The sequence below is a fragment of the Chryseobacterium lathyri genome (assembly GCF_003290185.1).
Classification (GTDB): Bacteria; Bacteroidota; Bacteroidia; order Flavobacteriales; family Weeksellaceae; genus Chryseobacterium; species Chryseobacterium lathyri.
In genome coordinates this window covers 234311-257789 of sequence record NZ_QNFY01000008.1, presented here as the reverse complement: position 1 = coordinate 257789, position 23479 = coordinate 234311, and the positions used below count along the sequence as shown (strand labels likewise).

The window sequence follows — 23479 nt, the reverse complement described above, 5'->3', positions numbered from 1 at the left end:
TTTTGATTAGAAAAAATAGAAAGTATTAAAATTTTGAGTTATTTTACGATAAGTTTTTTCGTTTCCGTACTGCCTCCGAAAGTGATTTTTACTAAATAATTTCCTGCAGTAAGATGGGATAAGTTCAGATCCTGCTTGTAAAAACCCGTCTGGTTGGTCAGTTCAGCAGTGTGTACTTTTTTTCCTGTAAGATCATAAACCTCGATGCTTCCCTTATTATTGGCCTTTTCTTTTACATCAAAAAGTATAGTCACCTTTTTGTCCGCTGTTGTAGGGTTGGGATAGATCCCGAAAGATGCTTTTTTGCTCACTTCCGTTATTCCCAAAGTAGCTGTGATTTTTTTGTATTTAAAATACATATCTCCGGTAGAAGCACCTCCGTTGGTTGTGAAATACATCCTGTAATAGTCATTACCTTTTTTCACGTAATACACCACATTATTGTAAACGTTTCCGATCCCCTTCCATGAATGACCTATTGTGGTAATGTTAGAAGAGAAATTGGTATCAGCAGGTGTGGAGAAAGCAGCTGTTTCCTGTGTTTCAGGCTGTACCTTTGCTACTTTTACACTAGGCCCCTGGATGGCTCCTGTAAGCGGATACATCATCATATTGTTATAGAAAGTGTAATACTTCGTAAACATAAAGTCCCATGCACTTTTAGAGGGCTCCATATTAGGAACTTTTGCACCTGTAGTAAATGAGAAGTAATTGAAATAGGCATCATCCGATCCGTTGGCTAGAGTTCTTGTCTCAGTAGGCCCCCAGGCAGTTCCGTTCCATTTGGAATATTTGAAGGTATATCCACCAAAAGCATCTTCAATGGCAAATTTCACATAAGTATTGGATGTGGTATATTTTAAGACAAAAATAGCCTTTCCTTCAATGTGATGAGTTAAAGAATTGTAAACTCCCCAACCTGTTGATGGAATGTTAGGATTAGGGGATGTAACGGGCCCCTGCTCAAAAGCTCCCTGGCTGATATCAGTCGTTTGGTCAGGGTTGTATAGAGGCTCACCCCAGTTTGCGATATTGTTGATATTAATAGTATCCCAGTCTGCCAGGTTGGTAGAAGCTGTATACACTTCAATATTCAGAGCATCGTTAACTCTTGAACCGAATGCAAAATTGGAATTTCTGTAAAAAGCGACATCCCAGGTATTTGCCGGCTGAGAAACCATATTACCATTTGCAAGATTAAAAAACACACGATTCTGGTAGGAAGGTCCCATCGTCATATTTGCCTGCGTGTATCCTAATGCATCAGTTTGTGCCAAAACAGTCTGTTGAACAGAAAGAGCCAGTACCGAAGCCAATAATAGTTTTGTTTTCATAACTTATTTTTAAATTATTATTTAGAATTATTCCACAAAAGTAGATAATTATTTTTAATCATTCTAAATAAAAACATGATTTATATCTTGTTTTACAGCTATTATTCTGTGAAAATAACGGGTTTGCTACAAAAAAGAACCGGCCGGAAATACTTCCCGCCGGCTTCAAAGGCATCATACTAGTCTAATAATAATAAAACCTTATTTCTTGATGAACTTGGATTTCACTACGGAGCCTTCTGCAGTTTCTACCAGCATGTAGTAAACACCGGTCTGAAGTCCGCTGATATCAAATCTCTGTCCTTTTAATTGTCCTTCGGCTGTTTTTTGTCCTGCAGCAGAATAAATCTCAATCTTTTTTAGTTCCGTTTTGGTAACAAATTCCAATGCAGTTTGGTCAGTATTAACGGTAAACCTGAAGTTTTCTTTAGATTGGGCAGTATCGCTAACCCCTAGAGTAGTAGAAGAGTTGTACACCACATCATCTATTTGTATCGCAACATGGGCAGCGCTTGGAGTGAATTTAAATACAATATAAGAACCTGTAGTTGAAGGAATATTAATACTTATGTTTTGAACCACTCCAATTGTAGTTACGTTGATAGGATTTCCTACCCCCACAAAAGTCGACATATCGCTGGCGCTTGTCGCTAATCCGATCTGGATTGTTCCAGGCCCTGGCGATGGGGATACTAATGTAGTTTTAAATTTTAAAACACGGTCTCCTGTAAGATTCTCAATCATAGGCGTAATAAGATATGAAGGAGCTGTCGCATTATTGCCGGCATAAGACTGGATAAACCTCTGTGTATTGTCGTTTTCAAGGGCTGCTACAATCATTCTAGGGGATGCCGGAGGAAATGCTCCTGTTATAGGGGCAACCACAGCAGACCATCCATTTTGAGGAAAAGTAGTCGTTCCAATAGTAAAGTTGTTGAAATTTTCATTAAGCGTCGCTACTTGTGCATGCGCTGTAGCAGCCGTAAACATTAATGTTCCTAAAAGTAGTTTTAATTTCATAACGTTATTTTTATTTAGAATTATTCCACAAAAATAAGTATTTATTTTTAACTATTCTAAATAAAGCATTATATTTGCCAAAATTTTTGCTTTATGAAGAAGAAAGTGCTTTCCGTTCTATCATTGTCCATTGCCTTTTGGATGACTGCACAAGAAAAAGATTCTCTTAATAAAAATAAAATAGAGGAAGTTGTCATTACAGGACAGTACACGCAGCAGTCTATCAATAAATCAATATATAAAGTTGAAGTTATAGATGCCCAGCAGATAAAAAATATGGCTGCTACCAATGTTGCAGATGTTTTAAATCAAAGTCTTAATATCCAGATTACTCCGGACACCCGTTCGGGAAACTCTACGGCCAATATGATGGGGCTTGATGGCAATTATGTAAAAGTACTGATAGACAATATCCCTGTAGTAGGTGATACAGGATTAGGAAGTAATATTGACCTTACGAAACTTTCACTGAATAATGTAGAGAGAATTGAAGTGGTAAAGGGAAGCATGGGAGTGGAATATGGTAACGGAGCAGTAGCCGGAGTTATCAATATTATCACCAAAAAAAGCAATACAAAAAAGGTAAGTGTAAGAGCTTCTCTGCAGGAAGAAACCGTAAGGGATAATTACGACCTGAAGAAAAAAGGAAACGGAAGGCATATTCAGAACCTTAATGTAGACTATAATATTGATAATAACTGGTTTGCCAATATCAGCTTTAATCATAACCAGTTTATGGGCTATGAAGGGGAGAGCAAAGGTTATAAATATTTTGAAAGAGATAATAAAAGAGGCTTTGAATGGAACCCTAAAGATCAGTACGATGCCTCTGCATTAATACGGTATTCAAAAAATAAAACGTCTTTCTACTACAAACTGTCTTACCTGTACGAAAAATTCAATTTCTACAATCCGGAAGTTAACAGGATTCCCCTGAACGATGGAATGGGCGGTGCACTTTACGAAAGTATAGACCGGGAATATAATACCAAACGATGGGCCCATCAGTTTAATATTCAGACTAATATTGGGAATATCCGCTATATGGGAGATTTTTCTTACCAGAACCAGGATAGAAAATACCATGACTATAACTATGATATTCCCAACAGATCTGTCAGGATCAGCAGAGAAGACAGATCTTATTACAAGACAGATGTCATCTATTCAAGAGGAATGTTCAGTAATTTTCTCAATAATAAGACATTCGATTTTCAGCTTGGATACGAATTGGATTATACCAATGGATATGCAGCGCTCATTGCCGGAGATTTTTTTGGTGAGGCGGTAAAAAGAAAGATTTTTACCTATTCCAACTTCCTTTCTGCAGAATGGAATATCTCAGATAGATTTTCTGTAAGGCCGGGTGCAAGACTATCCGTCAGTGAAAATTTTGACAACCAGTTTAATTACTCACTTTCAGCAAGATATAAAACTTCTGAAAATTCCAATTTAAGGGCTGTGGCAGGTACTGCAAACCGTTTCCCTACCTACGATGAGCTTTATACGTATTTCGTGAATATCAATCACGATGTACAGGGAAACCCTGATCTGAATCCTGAAAAAGGCTTTTCAGCAGGCGCTTTCTGGGACCAGAATTTTTCAGCAAACGACTGGAAAATTGGGTACAGTGTTAATGCATTATATCTGGACGTACGGGACAGAATAGAAATGGTACTCGTAAAAGATCCTTCTACCTACAAGTATATGAATATGGACAAGTACAGAAATATGCTGTTCTCTGCCAATATAGACTTTAAAAAAGACCAGCTGGCCTTATCCTTAAGAGGATCTGTAAGCGGAACTTCAGTATCCCTGAATTCATTAAATCATACATCACCTACAGATTACCAATACCTTGTTCAGGCAGGAGCGTCGGCAAATTATAAATTGAAAAATACCAAAACGGGTTTTGCCCTTTACTATAAATATACCGGTCCGGGAAGAAATTATGTGCTGGAAAGTGAAGGTACAGGCTTCAGACTGGGAAAAACAGATGATTTTCATATGATGGACTTTATTGTAAGCCAGCCTTTCTGGAAAGATCATATGGAACTTTCTGTAGGAGTGAAAAATATATTTGACGTAACGACTATTAATACAACCGCTACTGCCGGAACTGCCCATAACGGAGCGACTGACCGTCTTAATCTGTATTACGGAAGAAGCTATTTCGCGAGATTAATCTATCAATTTTAAAAAGCTACCCTTATGAACTATTTAAAAATATTCGCCCTTTTCTCAGCTGTTGCTTTACAGTCCTGTGTTTCTGCTGATGAAGATCCTGTTCCGGCACCGCCAATTACCGGATCTGTAGTAGAAGTAAAGGTAGGAGGCGCTACCGAACCCAATCAGGTCTGGATAGACTTAAGTGATTATGAAAAGCCTTCTATCAATAAAAGAACAGACTGGGATCTTGGTTTCTATACCGGAGATGGATTTCATGTAGTGATCAACAGTTCTCTTGCTATGACAGTGGCAAAAGTACCTAATAAAACGGATATTAAAACAGTAACAGAAGCCGACGTTGCCACCCTTAAAGGAAGCATAATGGTTGGGACATTTGATCCGGCCAATATGCAATACATTGATCATCCGGACGGCAATTTCCTTACCCAGACCTCAGGAATTGAACCTATTAAGGAAAATGATGCAGAAAATCCTGTGTATCTGTTAAACCTTGGAAGAGATATTCCGTCTTCTGATAATATCGGGCCAGGCTCAGTTAGTTTATCCGGTGCGGCCAGAGGCTGGAAAAAAATTCAGATTTTCAGAGCCCTGAACGGATATAAAATACGTTACGCTGATGTAGGAAATACAGCAAGTTACAGTGAATATTTTGTACCAAAGGATACAGATTATAATTTTACTTTTTTCAGTTTTAATACAGGTACAGCTGTGAAAATTCAGCCTAAGAAAAAAAATTGGGACCTTGGTTTTACCACGTTTACCAATGAAGTGTTTACAGCGCCCGGTGTAAGTGCCGGAAGTTATTTCTTTGCGGATTTTGTGGTAACAAATACCCTTAACGGAGTAGGAGTATACCAGGTAACTGCGGCAGGGAATCTTGATCAGGCTTACAATTCATTTAAATTAGGAGATGTGGATCAGTCAAAGTTTATATTTAATGATCAGAGGGCTCTTGGGGATAAATGGAGAACCACTACGGGAACAACAGATAACCCACAGCCTCATGTTTACGCAGACCGCTTTTTTGTCCTGAAAGATGCAGAAGGATTTTACTTTAAGTTAAGATTTAATACCATGAAAAGCGAAGACGGACACCGCGGCACTACCAATTTCGAATTTGACCCTTTATAATAATCAAATAATAGTATATCATGAAAAAATTAATCCTTGCAGCTTCCATTCTGATGGCAGTATATTCATGCAAAAAAGCAGAAGATGCTAAAAAAGAAAATACAACAGAAACCTCTTCTGAAGCTCCGAAAACCAATAACAAAATCGTTACCCTGAGCGGTGGAATTACAGAAATTGTAAGCGCGCTGGGTCACGAGAAAGAAATTGTAGGAACAGATGTTACCAGCACCTATCCCTCAACGTTGAAAACGACGGCCAAAGATCTTGGACACGTAAGATCCATGACAATCGAGCCGATTATGGCGGTAAGTCCAACTTTGATTTTAGCTTCAGAAAAAGATATCAACCCTGAATTGATGGCTAAAATCAAGTCTTCAGGAATCAAAGCTGAGGTTTTCAAACAGGAATACACTGTGGAAGGAACTAAAAAACTGATCGCTGACGTAGCCAAAGCAGTAGGAAATACAGATTATCAGAAACTAAACGATAAAATCGATGCTGATCTGAAACAAATTCAGCCTATCGCTAAAAAGCCAAAAGTATTGTTCATCTACGCAAGAGGAAACATGCTGATGGTTTCAGGTAAAAATACCCCTATGGCCTCTCTGATCGGTCTTGCTGGTGGAGAAAATGCTGTGAACGATTTTGAAGATTTCAAGCCATTGACACCAGAGGCTGTTGTAAAAGCTAATCCTGATATTTTATTCTTCTTTGAAACAGGACTTCAGGGTGCCGGCGGAAACGAAGGAGCTCTTAAAATGCCGGGCGTAGCACAGACCAATGCAGGTAAAAACAAAAAGATCATTGCAATGGACGGAGGATTGGTTTCAGGTTTCGGACCTAGACTGGGAGAAGCAGCAGTAGCATTAAACAAACTTTTAATTGAGAACACAAAGTAAACTATACTTTTATCTGACTATAGGTGCCGTACTGCTAGCTATTATAGCAGTACTGGCACTTAATACAGGAGTCTACGATTTTGGAGGAACATCAGCCTTCAAAGTTTTATGGCACTATATAAAAGGTGATCCGGGCTTATCTTTAAGCGATCAATATGTGATTTGGGAGGTAAGAGCATCCAGAATTGTCATGGCCATTTTAGTAGGAAGTATGCTTGCTGTTTCAGGGACAAGTCTGCAGGGGTTGTTTAAAAATCCGTTAGCAACCGGTGAAGCAATAGGTTTAACTTCCGGAGCTACACTACTTGCGGCAATTGCCATTGTTTTAGGAGGGCATTTCAAACAATATCTTCCTGAAGTGGTTCAGTTTTCACTGGTTGGTATTTCCGCTTTTTTAGGTGCTTTATTAGCCATGATGCTGGTGTACAGGATTTCCACAAGCGCCGGAAAAACCAATGTTGTCATGATGCTGTTAAGCGGTGTGGCCATCACATCCATCGGCTTTTCTATTACAGGATTCCTTATTTATATATCAAAAGATGAACAGTTAAGAGATCTTACGTTCTGGAATATGGGAAGTTTAGCCGCTGCCACCTGGACCAAGAATATTGTTTTGGCTGTAGTGATTGTTATTTCTTACTCAATTTTGCTTCCAAAAGGAAAAGCCCTGAATGCGATGATGTTAGGAGAAAGAGATGCCCAGCATTTAGGAATCAACGTTGAAAAACTGAAAAAGCAGATTGTGATTATTACCTCTTTGATGATAGGAACCTGTGTGGCATTTTCAGGAACCATTGGTTTTGTAGGTCTTATCGTACCTTATATTTTAAGACTTTTATTTAAATCAAATTATGTTTTCATTTTACCGTTGTCAGCTGTTTTGGGAAGTGTTTTACTGTTGATAGCTGATACATTCAGCCGCAGCATTGTGGCACCATCAGAATTGCCCATCGGTATTTTGACCTCCCTGATCGGAGGACCTATTTTTATCGCTATTTTAATTAAATTTAAAAAATCACTCTAATGATAAAAGCGCATCAGATCAATTATCTTCACAAGGATTTCCATATTCTTGAAGGCGTTGATGTCTCTTTAGGGTATGGCGAATTCTTAGCGATTGTAGGTCCCAACGGAGCCGGGAAGTCAAGCCTTCTCAGTGTTTTGGCTAATGAAATAAAACAGGGAAAACAGGAGATTTTATTTAAGGAAAAATCCATTTCAGACTGGGAAGTGAAAGTATTATCTCAGCATAAGTCTAAATTTTCACAGCATAATTCCAACGAGATTCCTCTGGATGTAAAAGACGTGGTCATGATGGGACGTTATCCTTACTTTGATTCACAGCCACGTAAAGAAGATTTTGAGGCGATGAATAAAATGATGTACGAAACAGACGTTTATCACCTGAAAGACAGAGAATATAATACACTCTCCGGAGGAGAAAAACAGCGTGTCCATCTTTCAAGAGTAATGGCCCAGCTGGAAAATGAGATTGCCCACAAACTGGTATTTCTGGATGAGCCTTTGAATAATTTAGATATAAAACATCAGTACAAAGCTTTAGAGATTATTAAGAATTTCACTAAAAAGGCCAACAGTGCTATTGTTGTATTGCATGATCTGAACCTTGCTGCACAATTTGCAGATAAAATTTTATTAATGAAATCAGGAAAAGTTTCCGCATACGGAACGCCACAGGAAGTATTTACTGCTGAAACGATCAGCCAGGCGTACAATTTCCCGTGCACCATTTGCGGACATCCTATTACCAATAACCCAATGATCATTTTTGGATAACCATGGAAAAAGATGAATTAAAAATCCTTGCGCAGAATCTCGCCAATCCACAAGGAGAAAAAGGCATAGAGATCGGCGAGATGATGAACGCTACCAATATCAGCATGACATTGGAAAGCATTAAAACGCTTTTAATAGAAGATGATGAACATATCCTTGAAATAGGACACGGCAATGCCGGACACCTTAAAAATATTTTAAGCAGAGCCCAAAACCTGAAATATACAGGAGTAGATATTTCTGAAACCATGTATAATGAAGCCAGAAAGCTGAACAAAGACTTTGAAAGCCAGGCTGATTTTGTGCTGTATGAAGGAACAAAACTTCCTTTTGAAGACAAAACTTTTGATAAGATATTTACTGTCAATACCGTGTATTTCTGGGAAGAACCAGTTGAGTTTCTCAATGAGATCCACAGAGTTTTAAAGAAGGACGGAACTTTCGTTCTTACGTTCGGACAGAAAAAATTTATGGAAACGCTGCCGTTTACAGAATATGATTTTACCATGTACAGCAACAGCGAAATGGAGCAGCTTGTTTCCAAAAGCCACTTCAAGAGAATGAAAATATCTGAAAAAGAAGAAGATATACAAAGCAAATCAGGAAACGAAACCATCCATAGAATTTATACAGTTTTAACCATAAAAAAATAAAATAATGAGCACATTAGTTAATGATTTAAAGGAAAAATGGGAAGCTCTGAAAGCAGACAATCCACATATAAGAATAAGAAATGCTGCAACACAGCTGAGCGTAAGTGAAGCAGAACTACTGGCAACAAGCATAGGCGAAGGAGTAACGGTACTTAAACCTGAATTTCCTGCTATCCTTACCGAAGCAGAACAGTTAGGTAAAGTAATGGCGCTTACCCGCAATGACGAATGTGTGCACGAAAGAAAAGGAATCTACCAGAACGGTGATTTCAGTAGTCCTCATGCACAGCTTTTCGTAGGAGAGGATATCGATCTTAGAATATTCCTTAACCACTGGAAATCTGCGTTTGCTGTAGTGGAGGGAGACAAAAAAAGCCTTCAGTTCTTCGGAAAAGACGGTCTTGCCCTTCATAAGATTTATCTGACCAAAAACAGTGATGAAGCTGCTTTCGATGCCATTGTAGAAAAATTCAGAGCAGAAGACCAGAACCAGGTGTTCACTATTGAAGCTGTGGCTCCAAAAGCTCCTGAAAAGGCTGATTCCGAGATTGATGCTGAAGGATTCAAAAAAGCGTGGACGGAATTAAAAGATACCCACGATTTCTTTATGATGACAAGGAAATTCGGGGTAAGCAGAACCCAGGCACTGAGACTGGCTCCGGAAGGATTTGCTAAAAAAATTGATAATTCTAAAGTGGTGAATGTTCTGGAAGACGCTTCAGAAAAGAATATTCCGATCATGGTATTCGTTGGAAACAGAGGAATTATCCAGATTCATACAGGAAACGTGAAGAAAACACTTTGGCACCAGCAGTGGTTCAATGTCATGGACCCGGATTTCAACTTACATTTGGATGTTACGAAAATTGCAGAGGCATGGATCGTTAAAAAACCTACTGAAGACGGGGAAGTAACGGCTATTGAAGTGTTCAACAAAGAAGGGGATTTCATCGTTCAGTTCTTTGGGAAAAGAAAACCTGGAATTCCTGAATTGCAGGAATGGAAAGATCTTGTGGCAGAATTAGTGAAATAAATAGTTAGATGATTTTTAATGGACCGTTTTGTTTTAAATTCAAGGCGGTCCTTTTTATGAGAGGATAGAGCAGAAAATTTGTGATATTTGTGAAAGAAACATTTGTACAATTCGTGATTAAATAAAATAAAAATGAAAAATATTTTCATCGCCGTTTTGCTGGCAGTTTTTTGTTCGTTAAGCGGACAGGATTTCAAAGCCTACCAGTTTTATGACAAGAAAGGAAAGGAAGTAAAAACAGATAAGCTGATCAAAGAGCTGGCTGAATATGATGTTGTTTTCTTTGGGGAGAATCATAACAGCTCTATCAATCACTGGCTTCAGCTGAAAATGACGGAAGGTTTATTTCAAAAGAAAAACGGACAGATTATTTTAGGGGCAGAAATGTTCGAAAGAGATAATCAATTGCAGCTGAACAAGTATCTGAATGGGAGTTTTGATGCTAAAACATTAAAAGACTCTGCCAGATTGTGGAATAATTATGCAACAGATTACAAACCGCTGGTTGATTTTGCCAAAACTAAAAAACTGAATTTTATCGCGACCAATATTCCAAGGAGATATGCATCTCAGACCGCAAAAGAAGGATTGGAATCTCTGAATAAATTAAGTGATAAAGAGAAAGCATACATTGCACAGCTCCCGATCAAGGTAACTTTGGATACGCCGGGGTATCAGGAAATGAAGGCAATGATGGGTGATCATGCCGAAGGAACCAAAGTGATGAACTTCATTTCTGCCCAAGCTACAAAAGATGCCACCATGGCTGAATCTATCCTGAAGAGCATGCAGGCCGGGAAAACTTTTATCCATTACAACGGAAACTATCACAGTAAGGAATTCGGTGGAATCTATTGGTATATCAAACAGAAAAACCCGACCCTTAAAATGGCGGTGATCTCAGTTTTTGAATCTGAAGATCCGGAGCTGAAAGTACCTGCGAAAGAATATATTCCGACAGATTTCAACCTGATCATTCCGGCTGATATGACGAAAACATTTTAAAATTCTTAGATTCTTTTTGATGACCAGATTTTTTATAACAAAATAGAGGCTTCGACTCCGCTCAGCCTGACAGTCGATACTATTGTGACTAGTATTAGCGTTGTCAGGCTGAGCGGAGTCGAAGCCTTTCAGATTATAACTCATGATAACCTATATAATGATTCTTTTAAAATTCAATAGAAACGGGCTTTAGCCCGTTTAATGTATAAAAATAGCCAAACAGGGCTTCAGCCCAATTATATGTTTGAAACACATTAGCTATCTTTGTATAACAAATAATAAAAATGAAAAAAATATCTTTTCTGTTTATCTTTTTTATCGGCTTCATGAATGCTCAAAAATTGACTTCAAACGAAACCTCAATTATTAATCAGGGAGATATTACTACAGCATTACCGATTTATCAGACTACAGATTCTCATCAGCATAAAACCTTATTAAGTCTTTCAACAGAAATTGATCCGGTTGATTCCAATACCGCAACTTTGGTCAAGAGAATGAAAGAATCTCTTTTATCAACAGACGGTGGAGTGGGAATTGCGGCGCCACAGGTCGGGATCAACAGAAAAGTGATCTGGGTACAGCGTTTTGATAAAGAAGGAAATCCTCTGGAATACTTTATCAATCCTGTGATTGTGTGGAGATCAGAATTACAGAATCTCGGCCCGGAAGGAGATTTATCCATTCCAGAATTCAGAGATCAGTTTTACAGAAGCAAAGTGATCCAGTTAGAGTATGTTGATCTGAAAGGACAGAAATATTCCGAGATTGTAGAAGGTTTTACGGCTGTGATTTTCCAGCATGAAATCGACCATCTTTTCGGAATCCTGATTTCTGATAAAAAAGAAAAGGAGAAAAATGATTCTTATAAAAAGGTGGATGCTTTTAAAAGGAGTGATTCTACAACGAGATAATTTGTCATTTGTAATATCTTATCCTATATAATAAGCCACAAATTCTCTCAATAACGAATATATGTCTCTCAATTCAAAATATTGAGGACTTACACTGCTTACATTTTCAAAATGTTGCTTTCTGAATAACATTTTAGTTCTTGTCAAATGAAAATATTGAGAAACGACAATTAAACTTTGAAAATGTAAACTGTCTTTTAATTTAAGGGTGTTGTTCACGGTTGCAAGTGTGTTGTTGCCAAAATTGTCGACAATTATAACGCTGTCAGGTACTTTGTTTTTAATTAAATACCCTTTCATTTTGTCACCTTCGTAAAATCCTTCTTTTCCAAGTCCGCCACTGACTAATATTTTTTTCACTCGTCCATAACGATAAAGATTAAGTCCACATTCCATGCGTTTTTCAAGTCTTTCTGAAAGTGTTCCGTCTTCATTGACTGTATTGCCTAAAACCACAGCAATATCTGCGTGCATATTTTTGTCTGTCAAACCGTCAACAATTATATAAATCAAATGTCCACATAACCATAAAAGCAGAATGGTAATAAATATTTTGAATGTTCGTTTAAGGGTTTTCATAAATGACTATTCATTTTTACAATACAGTTTTAATAGAATTGTTACTTTTTATTTCTCGTATACTTACATCTGGGAAAATTATTACAGCCCAGAAAAGTTCCATATTGACCATTTCTCTCAATAAGATTTCCACCACAATTCGGGCATAAGGTATTTTTATTCATACCAGAATTAACCTGGAGTTTTTTATCTTTATTTCGGCTGTTTGTTTTTGCCGTTAGAATTATTGCAACAATTTCATTCTTAGTGTGTTCGTTAATATAATACGAATCATATTTTTTTATTGTTCTGACTAACCTGTTTATATAAACAACATCGGTATATGTTTTGGTTTTAAGCGTTGCTCTTTTTGTAAAGGTAATTATTGAATAATATCTCAGATATTTATAATTTTTCAATACATGTTTTAAAGCATAAATATGTCCTTGGTTTTGTAAAATAGGGTTGTAAAACTTACGTCTGTATTTATAAATAGCCTGAGTCCAGAATTTGTCTTTTTCATAGCCTAAAATCCAGCCTTTGTAGTTCTTAGTTTCAATAACAAATATCCCGTAATCTGAAACAATGATGTGATCTATTTGTGAAGTGGAGCCTTTAATATTTAATTCAATATTATTCAGAACAATGTATTTTTCATTGTTGAGCCTTTTTAAAGCTTTCGAGGCTTTATTCTCACCAATTAATCCCTTTATTTTTGGAGTGTAGTATTTAATTAATAAAATACACAGAGCTAATAGAAAAATAATTAAAAAATTACTATCCATACTATTTGTATATTATTTCTGTTAATGCTTCTACGCTTATTGGGTTGGTTGCCATTGGTAAATAAAAAAATCTGCCTCCAAAGAAACAGATTTTTTTATAAAAAAGAAACTAATCTTAGTTATTCGTCACCGAAAGCTTCACCTCCATATTACCTCTCGTCGCATTAGAATATGGGCAAATCTGGTGCGCTTTTTCAGTTAATTCTTGTGCTTCTTCAATAGAAACTCCCGGAATATTCACATCCAGTTCAGCAGCCAAACCAAATCCTCCGTTTTCCAGCTGACCTAAACTGATCTGTGCTGTAACTGTTGTTTCACCGGTTTTCACCTTTGAAAGGCTGATCACCCTGTTAAGAGCGCTGTCAAAACAGGCTGAATATCCGGCTGCAAAAAGCATTTCAGGATTAGCGAAGTCATCATTGCCGCCACCTAAAGCTTTAGGCATTCTTACCTCAAGGTCCAAAACTCCGTTTTCACTTTTTACATGACCGTTTCTTCCGCCTTGAGCTGTTACTTTGGTTGTATATAATGTTTTCATTTATTTTCTATTTTGTTTAATATTTTTAAGATGATTTCTTTGAGATGGAGCAGATCTTCTGTTTCTACCCCGATTTTAGTCTGTATTTTTCCGGGAATTTCACAGGCTTTCTGTTGTAGTTGTTTTCCGGCTTCGGTTAAAAATACTTCAACTACTCTTTCATCCTCTTTTTTTCTCTTTCTGGAAATGATTCCCTTACTCTCAAGCCTTTTCAGAAGAGGCGTTAAAGTTCCGCTGTCCAGAAACAGTTTCTCTCCGATATGGTTCACTGCAAGACCATCATTCTCCCATAATACCATCATCACCAGATACTGCGGATACGTAATATCGATTTCGTCAAGAAATGGACGGTAAAGTCCTGTGATCTCCTTGGCAATAACATAAAGCGGAAAGCAGATCTGGTTTTCTAATTGTAGTGATTTTGAATTTTCCATAAAGCTGAACTTGAGAGTGGTAATAAATATATTACTTTTTGATGATGAATTCCTCCATAGGAACTCTTACTTTTTTCATTGTGGATAGCCAGTCCTTTTCTTCATCCCTGTAACCAAGGTATAAAAGGCTGACACTTTTTAATCCTAGTTCTTTTAATCCAAGAATTTCATCCACTATTTCATTACTGAATCCTTCTGCAGGGGTACTATCGATCTTTAATTCTGCAGCCTGAGCCATAGCTAAGCCAAGTGCAATATAAGTCTGGCGTGCAGTATGGGCAAAATGTTCTGCGGAAGTCTGAGCTCCGTACATTTCTTTAATCTTATCAGTATAGCTTCCGAAACGACCTCTTGGCAAATCTCTTACATCGGTGTGATAATCGTAAACCTTATCGATTTTTTCGTTAGAATAACTGTCCCAGGCAGCAAATACTAAAACATGGGAACTGTCTCTCATTACTTCAGGGTTTAGGGCACCCTGTACCATCTTTTCTTTTAATTCCTGATTTTCTACAACGATAACGCGGAATGGCTGCAGCCCTGATGAAGTGGGAGCCAGTCTTGCCGCTTCTAAAATAGTGTTAAGATCTTTTTCTGTTACTTTTTTTGAAGGATCATATGCTTTTACGGCATGTCTCCATTGTAAGTCTTCTATTAATGACATTGCTATTATTTTAAATTTATACTTTTTGTGTTTTCATCACTTTTAAAGGTGGTGATTAAATTCTGATACAAATGTAGGATTAATTAAATTGTGCACAATTTAATTTTGATAGATTTAATTGATGCCAATTTTAGAAAAAACAAATTAATACAGTAAAATCAAGCCTGGTTTCTCTGTTTCAACAAGAATCGGATTTTTTATGAAACTCTTTATTTGAAACTTTGCAGGAGAATTTATAATAAAAAAACAATGCAGAGATTTAAAAACAAAACAGCCCTGATCACAGGAGGAACTAATGGAATGGGATTCGCAACAGCACAGCAGTTCATTGGTGAAGGAGGACGTGCCATTATCACAGGCCGAAGCGAAGAAACGGTTAGCAAAGCATTAACCAAACTGGGCGATCAAGCATCCGGGATTGTTTCTGATGCAGGAAATATGAAAGACCTTATGAATCTGCAACAGGAGATAAGAAAATATGCAGAAACTATCGATATGCTTTTCGTTAATGCAGGTTATGGAAAGTTTTTTCCCATTGAGCATGTGGATGAAGGTCATTTTGATGAGCTTTTCAACGTGCTTGTAAAAGGTTCTTTCTTTACGGTACAGCAACTATTACCTTTAATGGACAAAGGAAGCTCAGTCATTTTCAATACTTCTGTGGCCACTGAGATTGCAATGCCTAATTTTTCAATTTATTCTGCTGCTAAATCAGCGGTGCAGTCTTTTATTAAGACCTTCGCTGTGGAGCTTACGGAAAGAGGAATACGGGTCAACGGGGTCAGTCCGGGACATATCAAAACCAATATTTTTAATAATACAGGTTTGAATGCAGAACAGATTGAAAGTGCCGTTCACGATATTATTCCCACTATCCCTTTTAAAAGGCAGGGAGAGCCGGAAGAGATTGCGAATACAGTTCTGTTCCTGGCTTCAGAAGAGGCTTCTTACATTCATGGAACAGAAATTAAGGTAGATGCTGGAATTTCAGTGATACGATAAATGGAAATCCCCATCATCAGTGATGGGGATTTGAAGGAAATCATTTAATGTTGTTCAGTCAATTTTTAAGTACATTATTTTTGCAGAAAGGAAATCTATTATGGAATTTCATTGATTTGTTTTATAATATTCGTATTATTTTCAATACCTATATTATAAGCTTTTCCTCTTTTATGGCTTTGGTTTGTTTTTTCAAGAAGCGCTTTATAATTGGCTCCTTTTTTAGACAAGTAAAAAATCTGTGGGCTTATTCCGATGGATATACGGGTGAACTCTTCCGGTTTTTCAGGGTCTTCAGTTACATTGGTGATCACTGAATTATTATACCAGGTCAGGTTCTGTGAACTTGAGCTGCCGGAACAGGATGTGATCATAAATAATATTATTAGTATATAAGTCCAGATTTTCATAAAAAAATATTTGGCAAACAGCTTCTGCCACTAAGTTATGATAAAAAATGGCAGAAGCGTTTATGTTAATTAGAATCCACAGCTTGCAACACTTGGAGCCGGTGATGGTGAGCATCCGGAATATGGTGAGAATATCGTCAGGACGCAATTCGTGTTCACTAAATTATTGTCATACAGATAAGAATTGGTAGGACTTCTGTAATACACATTTCCTGCTGTATTCGCGTAAGAAGAAACCGATGCAGATCCACAGCTGGTGTTGATACATGCATTTCTCCATGCCGTATCCGTAACAGGTCCGCTAGGGAAAAGGGAAGGATCTATGATTCTTTTTTCTGTAACACCCGATGCATTTTTATAGCTTACAAGGATTGCAACATGATAGCTCCATGCTACACAACAAGTACCTGTAGAGGCTTTTAAGTTTCCGTATACAAACTGCTTCTCACAGTCGTAGCCGTTATTGATCAGGATCTGTCTCATTTTGTGAGCTCTGGCATAGCATCCGTCTACCGGGTATCTGAATGTAATGCATGGTGAAGAGGCTGTAGAAGTACCGCAAGCCTGGTTTTTGATCAGGGCAAACATGCTGTTTAATGTTGCTACATTGGGAAGAACACTTGTTAATTTGTTCGTTTCACTTTTAACCTCTTTGGTATAAGCAGATTTGAAAAAGCGGATATCCTCCTCACTTCCTTTTTCTACTTTCGCAATTTCATGCGTGTTAGGCTTGATAAAAACCTGGATTGGAGCTTCATTTTTTACCGCTTCCCTGATCAGGCTGATGTACTTTTCATTTTCTTTCGTAGGCGTTATCGTATAGAATTGGGCCGTAACAATGAATGATACTTTCAGGGTACCGTTCTCGTCGTCTATCCCTACCGGAACTGTTTTTCCCAGATCCGTCAGGTTTTTGTTGCTGGTTTCATTCTGACTCATCTGCTGTTCTGCGCTGGAGTCTGTACAGGAATTCAGTGACAGGGCTGTCACAAATACCATCATTGATAACAAAAAATTTCTCATAATTCTCATAGTTTGGTGGTTAGTAATATATTGCTCTAAGTTTTTGGTGTGTCATCTTTTGAGCTGAATCTATTATAAAATAGTTCACTTTATTGTGATATTAAAAGTAAATAAAAATAAAATACCAGCAAACTATTTTTCAATAAAATGTTAATTATTTTAACATAAGTTTGAATTATATCTGTGTTTAAGGGTGTTTGAGTGGGTTTTCATTATCAATATATAAAAACAATTCCGATAGTCATAAAAATTGAAAATCCCGCACAGTAGAATGAGCGGGATGATTTTATTTTAAAAATTAATTATTTCTTTTTGATCAGGCTGCTTTCCAGAACAATATTTCTGATCAGTGCTTCCTGATAATAATATAAATTACTGTCTTCACTCATTTGATTTTCCATAACAATAATGCTTACATCGGAGCCGGGAACATAGACATTCAGAGATGCGAAACCATCACCAAGACCTGTATGTCCCAAATAAGGAATGCCATTATATTTCACAATACGCATATTATAACCGTAACCGGATTTTTCTTTTCCAAACACATCGTGTTGTGACAATGTGGAAGGTGTAGTCATGAGCTTATAACTTTTAGAGCTCAGAATTTTCCCCTTATGAAGAAGTGAATTCCAGGCTGCCATATCTTCTGCTGTGGTAATCACACCGTCAGCAGGCATATTTTCATTGGTAATAAATGAATTCTCAACAGGAGTAAAATTATTATCCTTATTCATATGTCCCGAAACAAGATTTCTGCGGTTATCTTTAGAATAGCAGAATGTGTTTTTCAGATGAAGTTCTTTGAACAGATCAGTAGCCTGCCGGATATAGGATTTACCAGAAGTCTTTTCAACGATCTTTCCTAAAAGAATATTAGACAGATTTCCATATTTGAATTCTGTACCGGGCTTAAACAGTAAAGGCTTTTCTAAATCAACAATTCCATGGGTGTGATTTAAGAGCTGATGAACAGTAACCGAATCCGCCCATGGCTGTGTCAGGGAAGGAAGATATTTTTTAATCGGAGCCTGCAGATCTACTTTTCCTTTTTCAAATTGTTTTAATACTAATACAGAAGTGATCTGTTTGGTATTGGACATGATCTCAAACTGGTCATCTATTTTCAAAGGAACTTTCGTCCGGCTGTCCTCGAAACCATAGGCTTTTGAGTATTTTATTTTTCCGTTTTGCGTGATCAGAACGACCCCGTTAAATGGCCTGGGAGAAGTTGGAGATTGTATTAAACTGTCAATGCGTCTGGCATAGTCATCTTTGCTTTGGGCATACGATACGGATGCAGAAAAAAGAAATGCTGTAACGCAGAAGATTCTGATAACTGGTTTCATTGGACTTAAAAGTTTGGGCTTGGTTTGATATTATAAGAAACCAAAAATAAGTTTTAAAATAATACAGGATCAGAAAACTTTGAAATAAAAAACGTTAGAATTTAGAATAATGATTCATCTGTAAATAAAAAAACCGACTGTAGAATTACGGCCGGTTTTATTTCTGGTAAAATTTTTATTATTTATGGACAAGTTCAGCTCCGAAAACTTCTGCAAAGTGCTTTCTGATCTTTCCTTTCAGGTCTTCCATTTCTTCAGGTGAAAGTTCTCTTTCAAGCTCTCTTTTTACAGAAGTCACCTGCTTGTCTTTAATACCACATGGAATAATGTATTCAAAATACCGCATATCCGTATTCACATTCAATGCGAAACCATGAAGGGTAACCCATCGCGAGGCTTTTACACCCATCGCGCAGATCTTTCTGGCATAAGGTTTTCCCACATCCAGCCATACACCGGTTTCTCCCGGCGAACGCTCACCTTTAATACCGAATTCACCAATGGCCCGGATGATCACCTCTTCGAGATTTCTCATATACAAATGAATATCTGTAAAAAAGTTTTCAAGATCCAAAATCGGGTAACCAACGATCTGTCCGTATCCATGATAAGTAATATCTCCGCCACGGTTCACTTTCACGAAAGTAGCATCTATTTCCTTCAGTTTGTCAATACCCGCAAGCATATTTTCTTCATGACCGCTTTTTCCTAATGTATAAACATGAGGATGCTCTACCAATAACAGGTGATTTGGAGTCGTGATGTGTTGTTCTGCAGGCAAATCACGGTTTTTTATCTTGGTATCAATGATGTTTTTCATCAGGCTTTCCTGATAATCCCAGGCAGGCTGATATTCTTTTATACCAAGATCTTCAAATTCTATCGATTTATTTTGATGTGTATTCATACGTTGATGTCTGTTTTCTTGCAATGGTTATATGAAATTATAATCTCATACCATTTTTTGACATACAAATTTAGTGAATTTTACCCTTTTACAGCATGGATAAAATCTATGGCAGCATTCTTCCAGTCTTTATGGTTCAGAAGGGTATTGACAAAGGCAGTTCCTATAATTCCGCCGGATGCTTTTTCTGTTACATTCTCAAAATCCTCCTTGGATTTTATACCGAATCCTATCATCACCGGATTTTTTAAATGTAGTGACGTCAGACGTGAAAGATAATTTTCATTTTTAAGAACAGCATTGTCATTTCCTGTAGTTGATGAGGAACTTACCGCATACAGAAATCCGGAGCTTAAAGAATCTAAATACAGAATCCTTTCATTAGAAGTTTCAGGAGTGACCAGAAACGTAAAATTAAGGTTGTATTTTTTTAAGATCTGCTGGTAATTATTTTCAAATTCAATAGGAGGCAGGTCAGGGATGATCAGTCCTGAAACACCACTTTCCGAACATTCACGACAAAACTCTTCAAATCCAAAACTCAAAACAGGATTGATGTATCCCATCAGGATAATCGGAATATGAATATCATTTTTCACTGTTTTCAGTTGAGAGAACAGTTTTTCAATGGTCATTCCGTTTTTTAGTGCCAATTCGTGGGCCTGTTGGATCACCGGACCGTCTGCTACGGGATCTGAATAAGGCATCCCGATTTCCATCATATCAGCACCAGAATTTTGAATGAGTTTTATAATATCAGCGGTATCTTCCAATTGCGGAATTCCTGCTGTGAAGTATATATTTAGTTTTTTCATTGTTATAATAGATGTTAGAAGTTAGAGATTAGAAGTTAGAGAAGTATTATAAATTGAAGCTGTCAAAAGACTAATTTCTAATCTCTAACTTCTAATTTCTCTTAAATACGTTTCCATATCCTTATCCCCACGTCCGCTCAGGCAGATCACGACAATGTCTTCTTCACGGAATTTCTTTTTGTCTAAAACGGCCAGCGCATGTGAGCTTTCCAGTGCAGGAATAATTCCTTCCAGTTTTGTAAGCTCAAAAGCAGATTGTAAAGCTTCCTCATCATTAATACTGAAAAACTCTGCCCGTTTTTCCTTAAACAAATGAGCATGGAAAGGCCCGATTCCCGGATAATCAAGACCTGCAGAAATAGAGTGGGGTTCGATCACCTGACCATCTTCAGTTTGCATCACAAGACTTTTGCTTCCATGAAGAACACCTAAGGTTCCCAGAAAAGTTGTGGCTGCTGATTTCCCGGAATCAATACCCAGTCCGCCGGCTTCCGCAGCAATGATCTTCACTTCTTTTTCTTCTACAAAATGATAGAAAGTTCCTGCTGCATTGCTTCCACCGCCTACACAGGCAATCACATAATCCGGATTTTCTCTCCCGATTTTCTCTTTAAGCTGCTCCCTGATTTCCTTTGAGATAATGCTTTGAAATCTGGCGACCAGATCCGGAAAAGGATGAGGTCCCACCACACTTCCAATCACATAATGTGTTGTCACCGGATTATTGATCCAGTCTCTTAGCGCTTCATTCACTGCATCCTTCAGGGTTTTTGAGCCTGATGTTGCCGGAATAACTTCTGCACCCAGCATTTTCATTCTTGCTACATTAGGAGCCTGTCTCTGAATGTCAATTTCTCCCATATAAACGATGCATTCCAGGCCAAGCAGGGCACAGGCTGTTGCGGTGGCCACACCGTGCTGCCCGGCTCCGGTTTCAGCAATAATTCTGGTTTTACCAAGACGTTTTGCCAGTAAAACCTGTCCCAGGGCATTGTTGATCTTATGGGCTCCGGTATGGTTGAGGTCTTCTCTTTTCAGGTAAATCTGAGTATTATATTTCCGGCTTAAATTTTTCGCGAAATAAAGGGGGGTAGCACGCCCTACATAGTTTTTAAGCAGGTCCTGATACTCATCCTGAAACTCTTCAGACTCTATGATCTTAAGATAGTTTTTCTGCAGTTCCTCTACATTCGGATAAAGCATTTCAGGGATGAAAGCTCCTCCGAATTCTCCATAATATCCGTGTTCATCAGGGTTTTTATAATTCATTGTATTGTTTTTAGTTATTAAATAAGCATTTTTTTCCGGGTTAAGCTGTCTGAGGAGCTCCCTGGTTTCTCCGGAACCATTAAAAATCAAAATATCATCGTCTTCAGAGCTGATCCATCTGTTTTCACTATTTTCAAGAATAGCTTTGGCCTTGTTTTCCAGAATTTCAATATTACATTGTTGATAAAAGGGGCGAAGATCAGCAAAACAGAAGCCTATGGTTTCAATTTTCCTTTGAATCAGATTTTCCTTAAAAGACTGAACCAGCTGTGATCCATATCCTCTTTTTTTCTGAGCAGAAACCAGTCCTACAGCCTCAGCAAAAGAATACTGCTTTCCTGAAATCTCTAAGAAGAAATCAAAGTTAAGGCGGACTATTGCTGGTATTTCATCTTCAGAACCTGATATAAAATGAAATTCTGAATTTTTAAAAAAACTGCGGAAATCTGACGGAGTCATCCCACTCCACTCAGGGACTTCCCAAAGGCTTAAAATATGTTGTGTTTCGTGATCCGTTAATTCACTTGACTTTTTAATTTGATAATTCATCGGTTAAGCTGTTGATAAATTGTATATAATAATTCCGTTGCTGCCTGGTGATCAGTTTTTTATGATGCAGTAATTCAATTTTACTGATCAGGTCAATTAAGGTGGCAACATCTATTTTTGAGTCGTACATGGTAACGGCAATTTCCAGATTGTCAATTAAGAAATAAGGATCGGAATCTTCATAAAGCAGAAAAATTTTAGCATAAATCTTTCCCAGGTCATATTTCACATTTGTTTTGACGTGAATATCTAAAAATTTGTCAGAAATTATCACGAGATAATAGCTGTTCCAAAGACCTATTCTTTCAAAGAAATACTGGATATCATCACCGTTAAAAATTTTGATAATGTCTATAAACTCCTGTAACTGTTTGTCCATAGTCCAGTTCTCTGCATCGCTGTCATTCTGTGAAACAAAATTGTACAGAGCCTGAATTTTTTCATTCCCGAATTTAGGCGGAAATAAGGTTTTATAAAATGTTTTTTTTAGCAGATGGATGTTCATCATCTTATGTGTATTTTTTAGCCGTTCTTTTAAAACGGTTTAGAAATGAATTTTCTTATTTTTTCCAGGTCTTTAATTCCCGATTCCAGTTCAAATTTTGAATTGATATCTATGACAAAAGGCTTCTTATTCAAAAGACTGATGCCTTCAATATTTTCCTCTGAAATACCACCACTCAAAAAATAGGGAAGTGGAATCTCAAACTCATTCAATAAGGTCCAGTCGAACTGCTTTCCCGTTCCTCCGAATGCTTTACTGTCCGTATCAAAGAGAAAATAATCAACAAGTGAAACGTGAGAGCTAATTGTTTTTTCTATTTTTTCCTTTGTTTCCTGATCATTATTTCCGATCCTGACAGCCTTTATGATTTTAATCTCAAGTTTAAGGTTTTGTTTTAAGCTGATCATAAAATCTTCGTTTTCATCGCCATGAAGCTGAATCATATTCAACCCTGCTTTTTCTACGATATCGGTAACTTTATCAATGGTTTCATTGACAAAAACTCCTGTTTTTCCCAAATGATTGATTTGCGAAATATCTTCCAGACTCAAATGATTCAAAACATATCTTGGTGATTTTTCATAGAAAATAAAACCGAGAAAATCTGTTTTCAGGGAAATCAGCTCATGAATTTGATTTAATTGGGTCAATCCACAAACTTTTAGCTTTGGCCGCAGGTTTTTATTCATTGCTAG

Annotated in this window: 25 protein-coding genes; 10 read left to right on the top strand and 15 right to left on the bottom strand. The window is 37.4% G+C overall.

The features are described from left to right. Positions 1 to 38: 38 nt before the first annotated feature. On the bottom strand, positions 39 to 1334 hold the full coding sequence (locus DRF61_RS13520) for a T9SS type A sorting domain-containing protein (RefSeq protein WP_111957872.1): 1296 nt from the start codon (positions 1332 to 1334) through the stop codon (positions 39 to 41). A 201-nt stretch (positions 1335 to 1535) separates the two neighbouring features. Then, on the bottom strand, positions 1536 to 2354 hold the full coding sequence (locus DRF61_RS13515) for a T9SS type A sorting domain-containing protein (RefSeq protein WP_111957870.1): 819 nt from the start codon (positions 2352 to 2354) through the stop codon (positions 1536 to 1538). A gap of 93 nt (positions 2355 to 2447) precedes the next feature. Between DRF61_RS13515 and DRF61_RS13510 the strand changes: the two genes are divergently transcribed. The 9 genes from DRF61_RS13510 to def all read left to right on the top strand — a co-directional run bounded on the left by DRF61_RS13510 (position 2448) and on the right by def (position 11976). After that, positions 2448 to 4553, top strand: a complete 2106-nt coding sequence (locus DRF61_RS13510) for a TonB-dependent receptor plug domain-containing protein (RefSeq protein WP_111957868.1) — start codon at positions 2448 to 2450, stop codon at positions 4551 to 4553. Positions 4554 to 4565: 12 nt separating this feature from the next. Continuing rightward, positions 4566 to 5675: an HmuY family protein gene (locus DRF61_RS13505; RefSeq protein WP_111957866.1), complete on the top strand. Its 1110-nt coding sequence runs from the start codon at positions 4566 to 4568 to the stop codon at positions 5673 to 5675. A 20-nt stretch (positions 5676 to 5695) separates the two neighbouring features. Next, complete coding sequence (locus DRF61_RS13500) at positions 5696 to 6574, top strand: heme/hemin ABC transporter substrate-binding protein (protein ID WP_111957864.1); 879 nt, start codon at positions 5696 to 5698, stop codon at positions 6572 to 6574. Further along, on the top strand, positions 6558 to 7598 hold the full coding sequence (locus DRF61_RS13495) for a FecCD family ABC transporter permease (protein WP_111957862.1): 1041 nt from the start codon (positions 6558 to 6560) through the stop codon (positions 7596 to 7598). Before DRF61_RS13500 ends, DRF61_RS13495 begins: the two co-directional genes overlap by 17 nt. Then, on the top strand, positions 7598 to 8371 hold the full coding sequence (locus DRF61_RS13490; protein ID WP_111957860.1) for a heme ABC transporter ATP-binding protein: 774 nt from the start codon (positions 7598 to 7600) through the stop codon (positions 8369 to 8371). The genes DRF61_RS13495 and DRF61_RS13490 overlap by 1 nt, the downstream gene beginning before the upstream one ends. Positions 8372 to 8373: 2 nt before the next feature. Beyond that, positions 8374 to 9024, top strand: coding sequence for a class I SAM-dependent methyltransferase (locus tag DRF61_RS13485; RefSeq protein ID WP_111957858.1), 651 nt, complete (start codon positions 8374 to 8376; stop codon positions 9022 to 9024). A gap of 4 nt (positions 9025 to 9028) precedes the next feature. After that, on the top strand, positions 9029 to 10057 hold the full coding sequence (locus tag DRF61_RS13480; RefSeq protein WP_111957856.1) for a hemin-degrading factor: 1029 nt from the start codon (positions 9029 to 9031) through the stop codon (positions 10055 to 10057). Positions 10058 to 10189: 132 nt separating this feature from the next. Continuing rightward, complete coding sequence (locus DRF61_RS13475; protein ID WP_111957854.1) at positions 10190 to 11062, top strand: ChaN family lipoprotein; 873 nt, start codon at positions 10190 to 10192, stop codon at positions 11060 to 11062. Positions 11063 to 11346: 284 nt separating this feature from the next. Beyond that, positions 11347 to 11976, top strand: a complete 630-nt coding sequence (gene def, locus DRF61_RS13470) for a peptide deformylase (RefSeq protein WP_111957852.1) — start codon at positions 11347 to 11349, stop codon at positions 11974 to 11976. Positions 11977 to 11994: 18 nt separating this feature from the next. Here def and DRF61_RS13465 read toward each other — a convergent pair whose 3' ends face one another. The 5 genes from DRF61_RS13465 to DRF61_RS13445 form a co-directional block, all read right to left on the bottom strand. Next, on the bottom strand, positions 11995 to 12555 hold the full coding sequence (locus DRF61_RS13465) for a YdcF family protein (RefSeq protein WP_111957850.1): 561 nt from the start codon (positions 12553 to 12555) through the stop codon (positions 11995 to 11997). A gap of 41 nt (positions 12556 to 12596) precedes the next feature. Continuing rightward, positions 12597 to 13319, bottom strand: coding sequence for an NERD domain-containing protein (locus tag DRF61_RS13460; RefSeq protein ID WP_111957848.1), 723 nt, complete (start codon positions 13317 to 13319; stop codon positions 12597 to 12599). Between the two features lie 115 nt (positions 13320 to 13434). After that, on the bottom strand, positions 13435 to 13857 hold the full coding sequence (locus tag DRF61_RS13455; RefSeq protein ID WP_111957846.1) for an organic hydroperoxide resistance protein: 423 nt from the start codon (positions 13855 to 13857) through the stop codon (positions 13435 to 13437). Further along, the gene (locus DRF61_RS13450; RefSeq protein WP_111957844.1) at positions 13854 to 14291 is read right to left on the bottom strand and encodes a MarR family winged helix-turn-helix transcriptional regulator; all 438 of its coding nucleotides are present in this window, start codon (positions 14289 to 14291) and stop codon (positions 13854 to 13856) included. Before DRF61_RS13450 ends, DRF61_RS13455 begins: the two co-directional genes overlap by 4 nt. A 31-nt stretch (positions 14292 to 14322) precedes the next feature. Next, positions 14323 to 14955, bottom strand: a complete 633-nt coding sequence (locus tag DRF61_RS13445; RefSeq protein ID WP_111957842.1) for an NAD(P)H-dependent oxidoreductase — start codon at positions 14953 to 14955, stop codon at positions 14323 to 14325. A gap of 249 nt (positions 14956 to 15204) precedes the next feature. Here DRF61_RS13445 and DRF61_RS13440 point away from each other — a divergent pair, with 249 nt between their 5' ends. Next, entirely contained in the window at positions 15205 to 15957 is a 753-nt protein-coding gene (locus tag DRF61_RS13440) for an SDR family oxidoreductase (RefSeq protein WP_111957840.1), read from the top strand. Positions 15958 to 16055: 98 nt separating this feature from the next. Here the strand turns inward: DRF61_RS13440 and DRF61_RS13435 are convergent, their stop codons facing one another. The 8 genes from DRF61_RS13435 to DRF61_RS13400 form a co-directional block, all read right to left on the bottom strand. Next, a complete protein-coding gene (locus DRF61_RS13435) occupies positions 16056 to 16331 on the bottom strand; it encodes a hypothetical protein (RefSeq protein ID WP_111957838.1) in 276 nt (91 codons plus the stop codon). Positions 16332 to 16436: 105 nt separating this feature from the next. After that, a complete protein-coding gene (locus tag DRF61_RS13430; RefSeq protein WP_146896859.1) occupies positions 16437 to 17390 on the bottom strand; it encodes a protein-glutamine glutaminase in 954 nt (317 codons plus the stop codon). Positions 17391 to 17692: 302 nt separating this feature from the next. Beyond that, entirely contained in the window at positions 17693 to 18739 is a 1047-nt protein-coding gene (locus DRF61_RS13425; RefSeq protein WP_111957834.1) for a serine hydrolase domain-containing protein, read from the bottom strand. Positions 18740 to 18917: 178 nt separating this feature from the next. Then, positions 18918 to 19646 (bottom strand): lipoyl(octanoyl) transferase LipB, encoded by a 729-nt coding sequence (lipB, locus tag DRF61_RS13420; protein WP_111957832.1) that lies wholly within the window; start codon positions 19644 to 19646, stop codon positions 18918 to 18920. 80 nt (positions 19647 to 19726) lie between these two features. Next, a complete protein-coding gene (gene trpA / locus DRF61_RS13415; RefSeq protein WP_111957830.1) occupies positions 19727 to 20461 on the bottom strand; it encodes a tryptophan synthase subunit alpha in 735 nt (244 codons plus the stop codon). 84 nt (positions 20462 to 20545) lie between these two features. Beyond that, complete coding sequence (gene trpB, locus DRF61_RS13410) at positions 20546 to 21730, bottom strand: tryptophan synthase subunit beta (protein WP_111957924.1); 1185 nt, start codon at positions 21728 to 21730, stop codon at positions 20546 to 20548. 532 nt (positions 21731 to 22262) lie between these two features. Then, positions 22263 to 22787 carry a hypothetical protein gene (locus tag DRF61_RS13405; RefSeq protein WP_111957828.1) on the bottom strand — a complete coding sequence of 175 codons (525 nt, stop codon included), beginning with the start codon at positions 22785 to 22787 and terminating at the stop codon, positions 22263 to 22265. A 26-nt stretch (positions 22788 to 22813) separates the two neighbouring features. Continuing rightward, positions 22814 to 23473 (bottom strand): phosphoribosylanthranilate isomerase, encoded by a 660-nt coding sequence (locus DRF61_RS13400; RefSeq protein WP_111957826.1) that lies wholly within the window; start codon positions 23471 to 23473, stop codon positions 22814 to 22816. Between the last annotated feature and the right edge of the window lie 6 nt (positions 23474 to 23479).

Excerpts from the sequence above, each read along its gene's own strand:
- DRF61_RS13520 (WP_111957872.1), bottom strand. The coding sequence starts at position 1,334 with ATGAAAACAAAACTATTATTGGCTTCGGTACTGGCTCTTTCTGTTCAA.
- DRF61_RS13435 (WP_111957838.1), bottom strand. The coding sequence starts at position 16,331 with ATGATCACATCCTGTTCCGGCAGCTCAAGTTCACAGAACCTGACCTGG.
- trpB (WP_111957924.1), bottom strand. The coding sequence starts at position 21,730 with ATGAATTATAAAAACCCTGATGAACACGGATATTATGGAGAATTCGGA.
- DRF61_RS13455 (WP_111957846.1), bottom strand. The coding sequence starts at position 13,857 with ATGAAAACATTATATACAACCAAAGTAACAGCTCAAGGCGGAAGAAAC.
- DRF61_RS13485 (WP_111957858.1), top strand. The coding sequence starts at position 8,374 with ATGGAAAAAGATGAATTAAAAATCCTTGCGCAGAATCTCGCCAATCCA.
- DRF61_RS13425 (WP_111957834.1), bottom strand. The coding sequence starts at position 18,739 with ATGAAACCAGTTATCAGAATCTTCTGCGTTACAGCATTTCTTTTTTCT.
- DRF61_RS13400 (WP_111957826.1), bottom strand. The coding sequence starts at position 23,473 with ATGAATAAAAACCTGCGGCCAAAGCTAAAAGTTTGTGGATTGACCCAA.
- trpA (WP_111957830.1), bottom strand. The coding sequence starts at position 20,461 with ATGAAAAAACTAAATATATACTTCACAGCAGGAATTCCGCAATTGGAA.
- lipB (WP_111957832.1), bottom strand. The coding sequence starts at position 19,646 with ATGAATACACATCAAAATAAATCGATAGAATTTGAAGATCTTGGTATA.
- DRF61_RS13475 (WP_111957854.1), top strand. The coding sequence starts at position 10,190 with ATGAAAAATATTTTCATCGCCGTTTTGCTGGCAGTTTTTTGTTCGTTA.
- DRF61_RS13460 (WP_111957848.1), bottom strand. The coding sequence starts at position 13,319 with ATGGATAGTAATTTTTTAATTATTTTTCTATTAGCTCTGTGTATTTTA.
- DRF61_RS13510 (WP_111957868.1), top strand. The coding sequence starts at position 2,448 with ATGAAGAAGAAAGTGCTTTCCGTTCTATCATTGTCCATTGCCTTTTGG.
- DRF61_RS13505 (WP_111957866.1), top strand. The coding sequence starts at position 4,566 with ATGAACTATTTAAAAATATTCGCCCTTTTCTCAGCTGTTGCTTTACAG.
- DRF61_RS13480 (WP_111957856.1), top strand. The coding sequence starts at position 9,029 with ATGAGCACATTAGTTAATGATTTAAAGGAAAAATGGGAAGCTCTGAAA.
- DRF61_RS13500 (WP_111957864.1), top strand. The coding sequence starts at position 5,696 with ATGAAAAAATTAATCCTTGCAGCTTCCATTCTGATGGCAGTATATTCA.
- DRF61_RS13445 (WP_111957842.1), bottom strand. The coding sequence starts at position 14,955 with ATGTCATTAATAGAAGACTTACAATGGAGACATGCCGTAAAAGCATAT.
- def (WP_111957852.1), top strand. The coding sequence starts at position 11,347 with ATGAAAAAAATATCTTTTCTGTTTATCTTTTTTATCGGCTTCATGAAT.
- DRF61_RS13465 (WP_111957850.1), bottom strand. The coding sequence starts at position 12,555 with ATGAAAACCCTTAAACGAACATTCAAAATATTTATTACCATTCTGCTT.
- DRF61_RS13405 (WP_111957828.1), bottom strand. The coding sequence starts at position 22,787 with ATGATGAACATCCATCTGCTAAAAAAAACATTTTATAAAACCTTATTT.
- DRF61_RS13450 (WP_111957844.1), bottom strand. The coding sequence starts at position 14,291 with ATGGAAAATTCAAAATCACTACAATTAGAAAACCAGATCTGCTTTCCG.
- DRF61_RS13440 (WP_111957840.1), top strand. The coding sequence starts at position 15,205 with ATGCAGAGATTTAAAAACAAAACAGCCCTGATCACAGGAGGAACTAAT.
- DRF61_RS13490 (WP_111957860.1), top strand. The coding sequence starts at position 7,598 with ATGATAAAAGCGCATCAGATCAATTATCTTCACAAGGATTTCCATATT.
- DRF61_RS13430 (WP_146896859.1), bottom strand. The coding sequence starts at position 17,390 with ATGAGAAATTTTTTGTTATCAATGATGGTATTTGTGACAGCCCTGTCA.
- DRF61_RS13515 (WP_111957870.1), bottom strand. The coding sequence starts at position 2,354 with ATGAAATTAAAACTACTTTTAGGAACATTAATGTTTACGGCTGCTACA.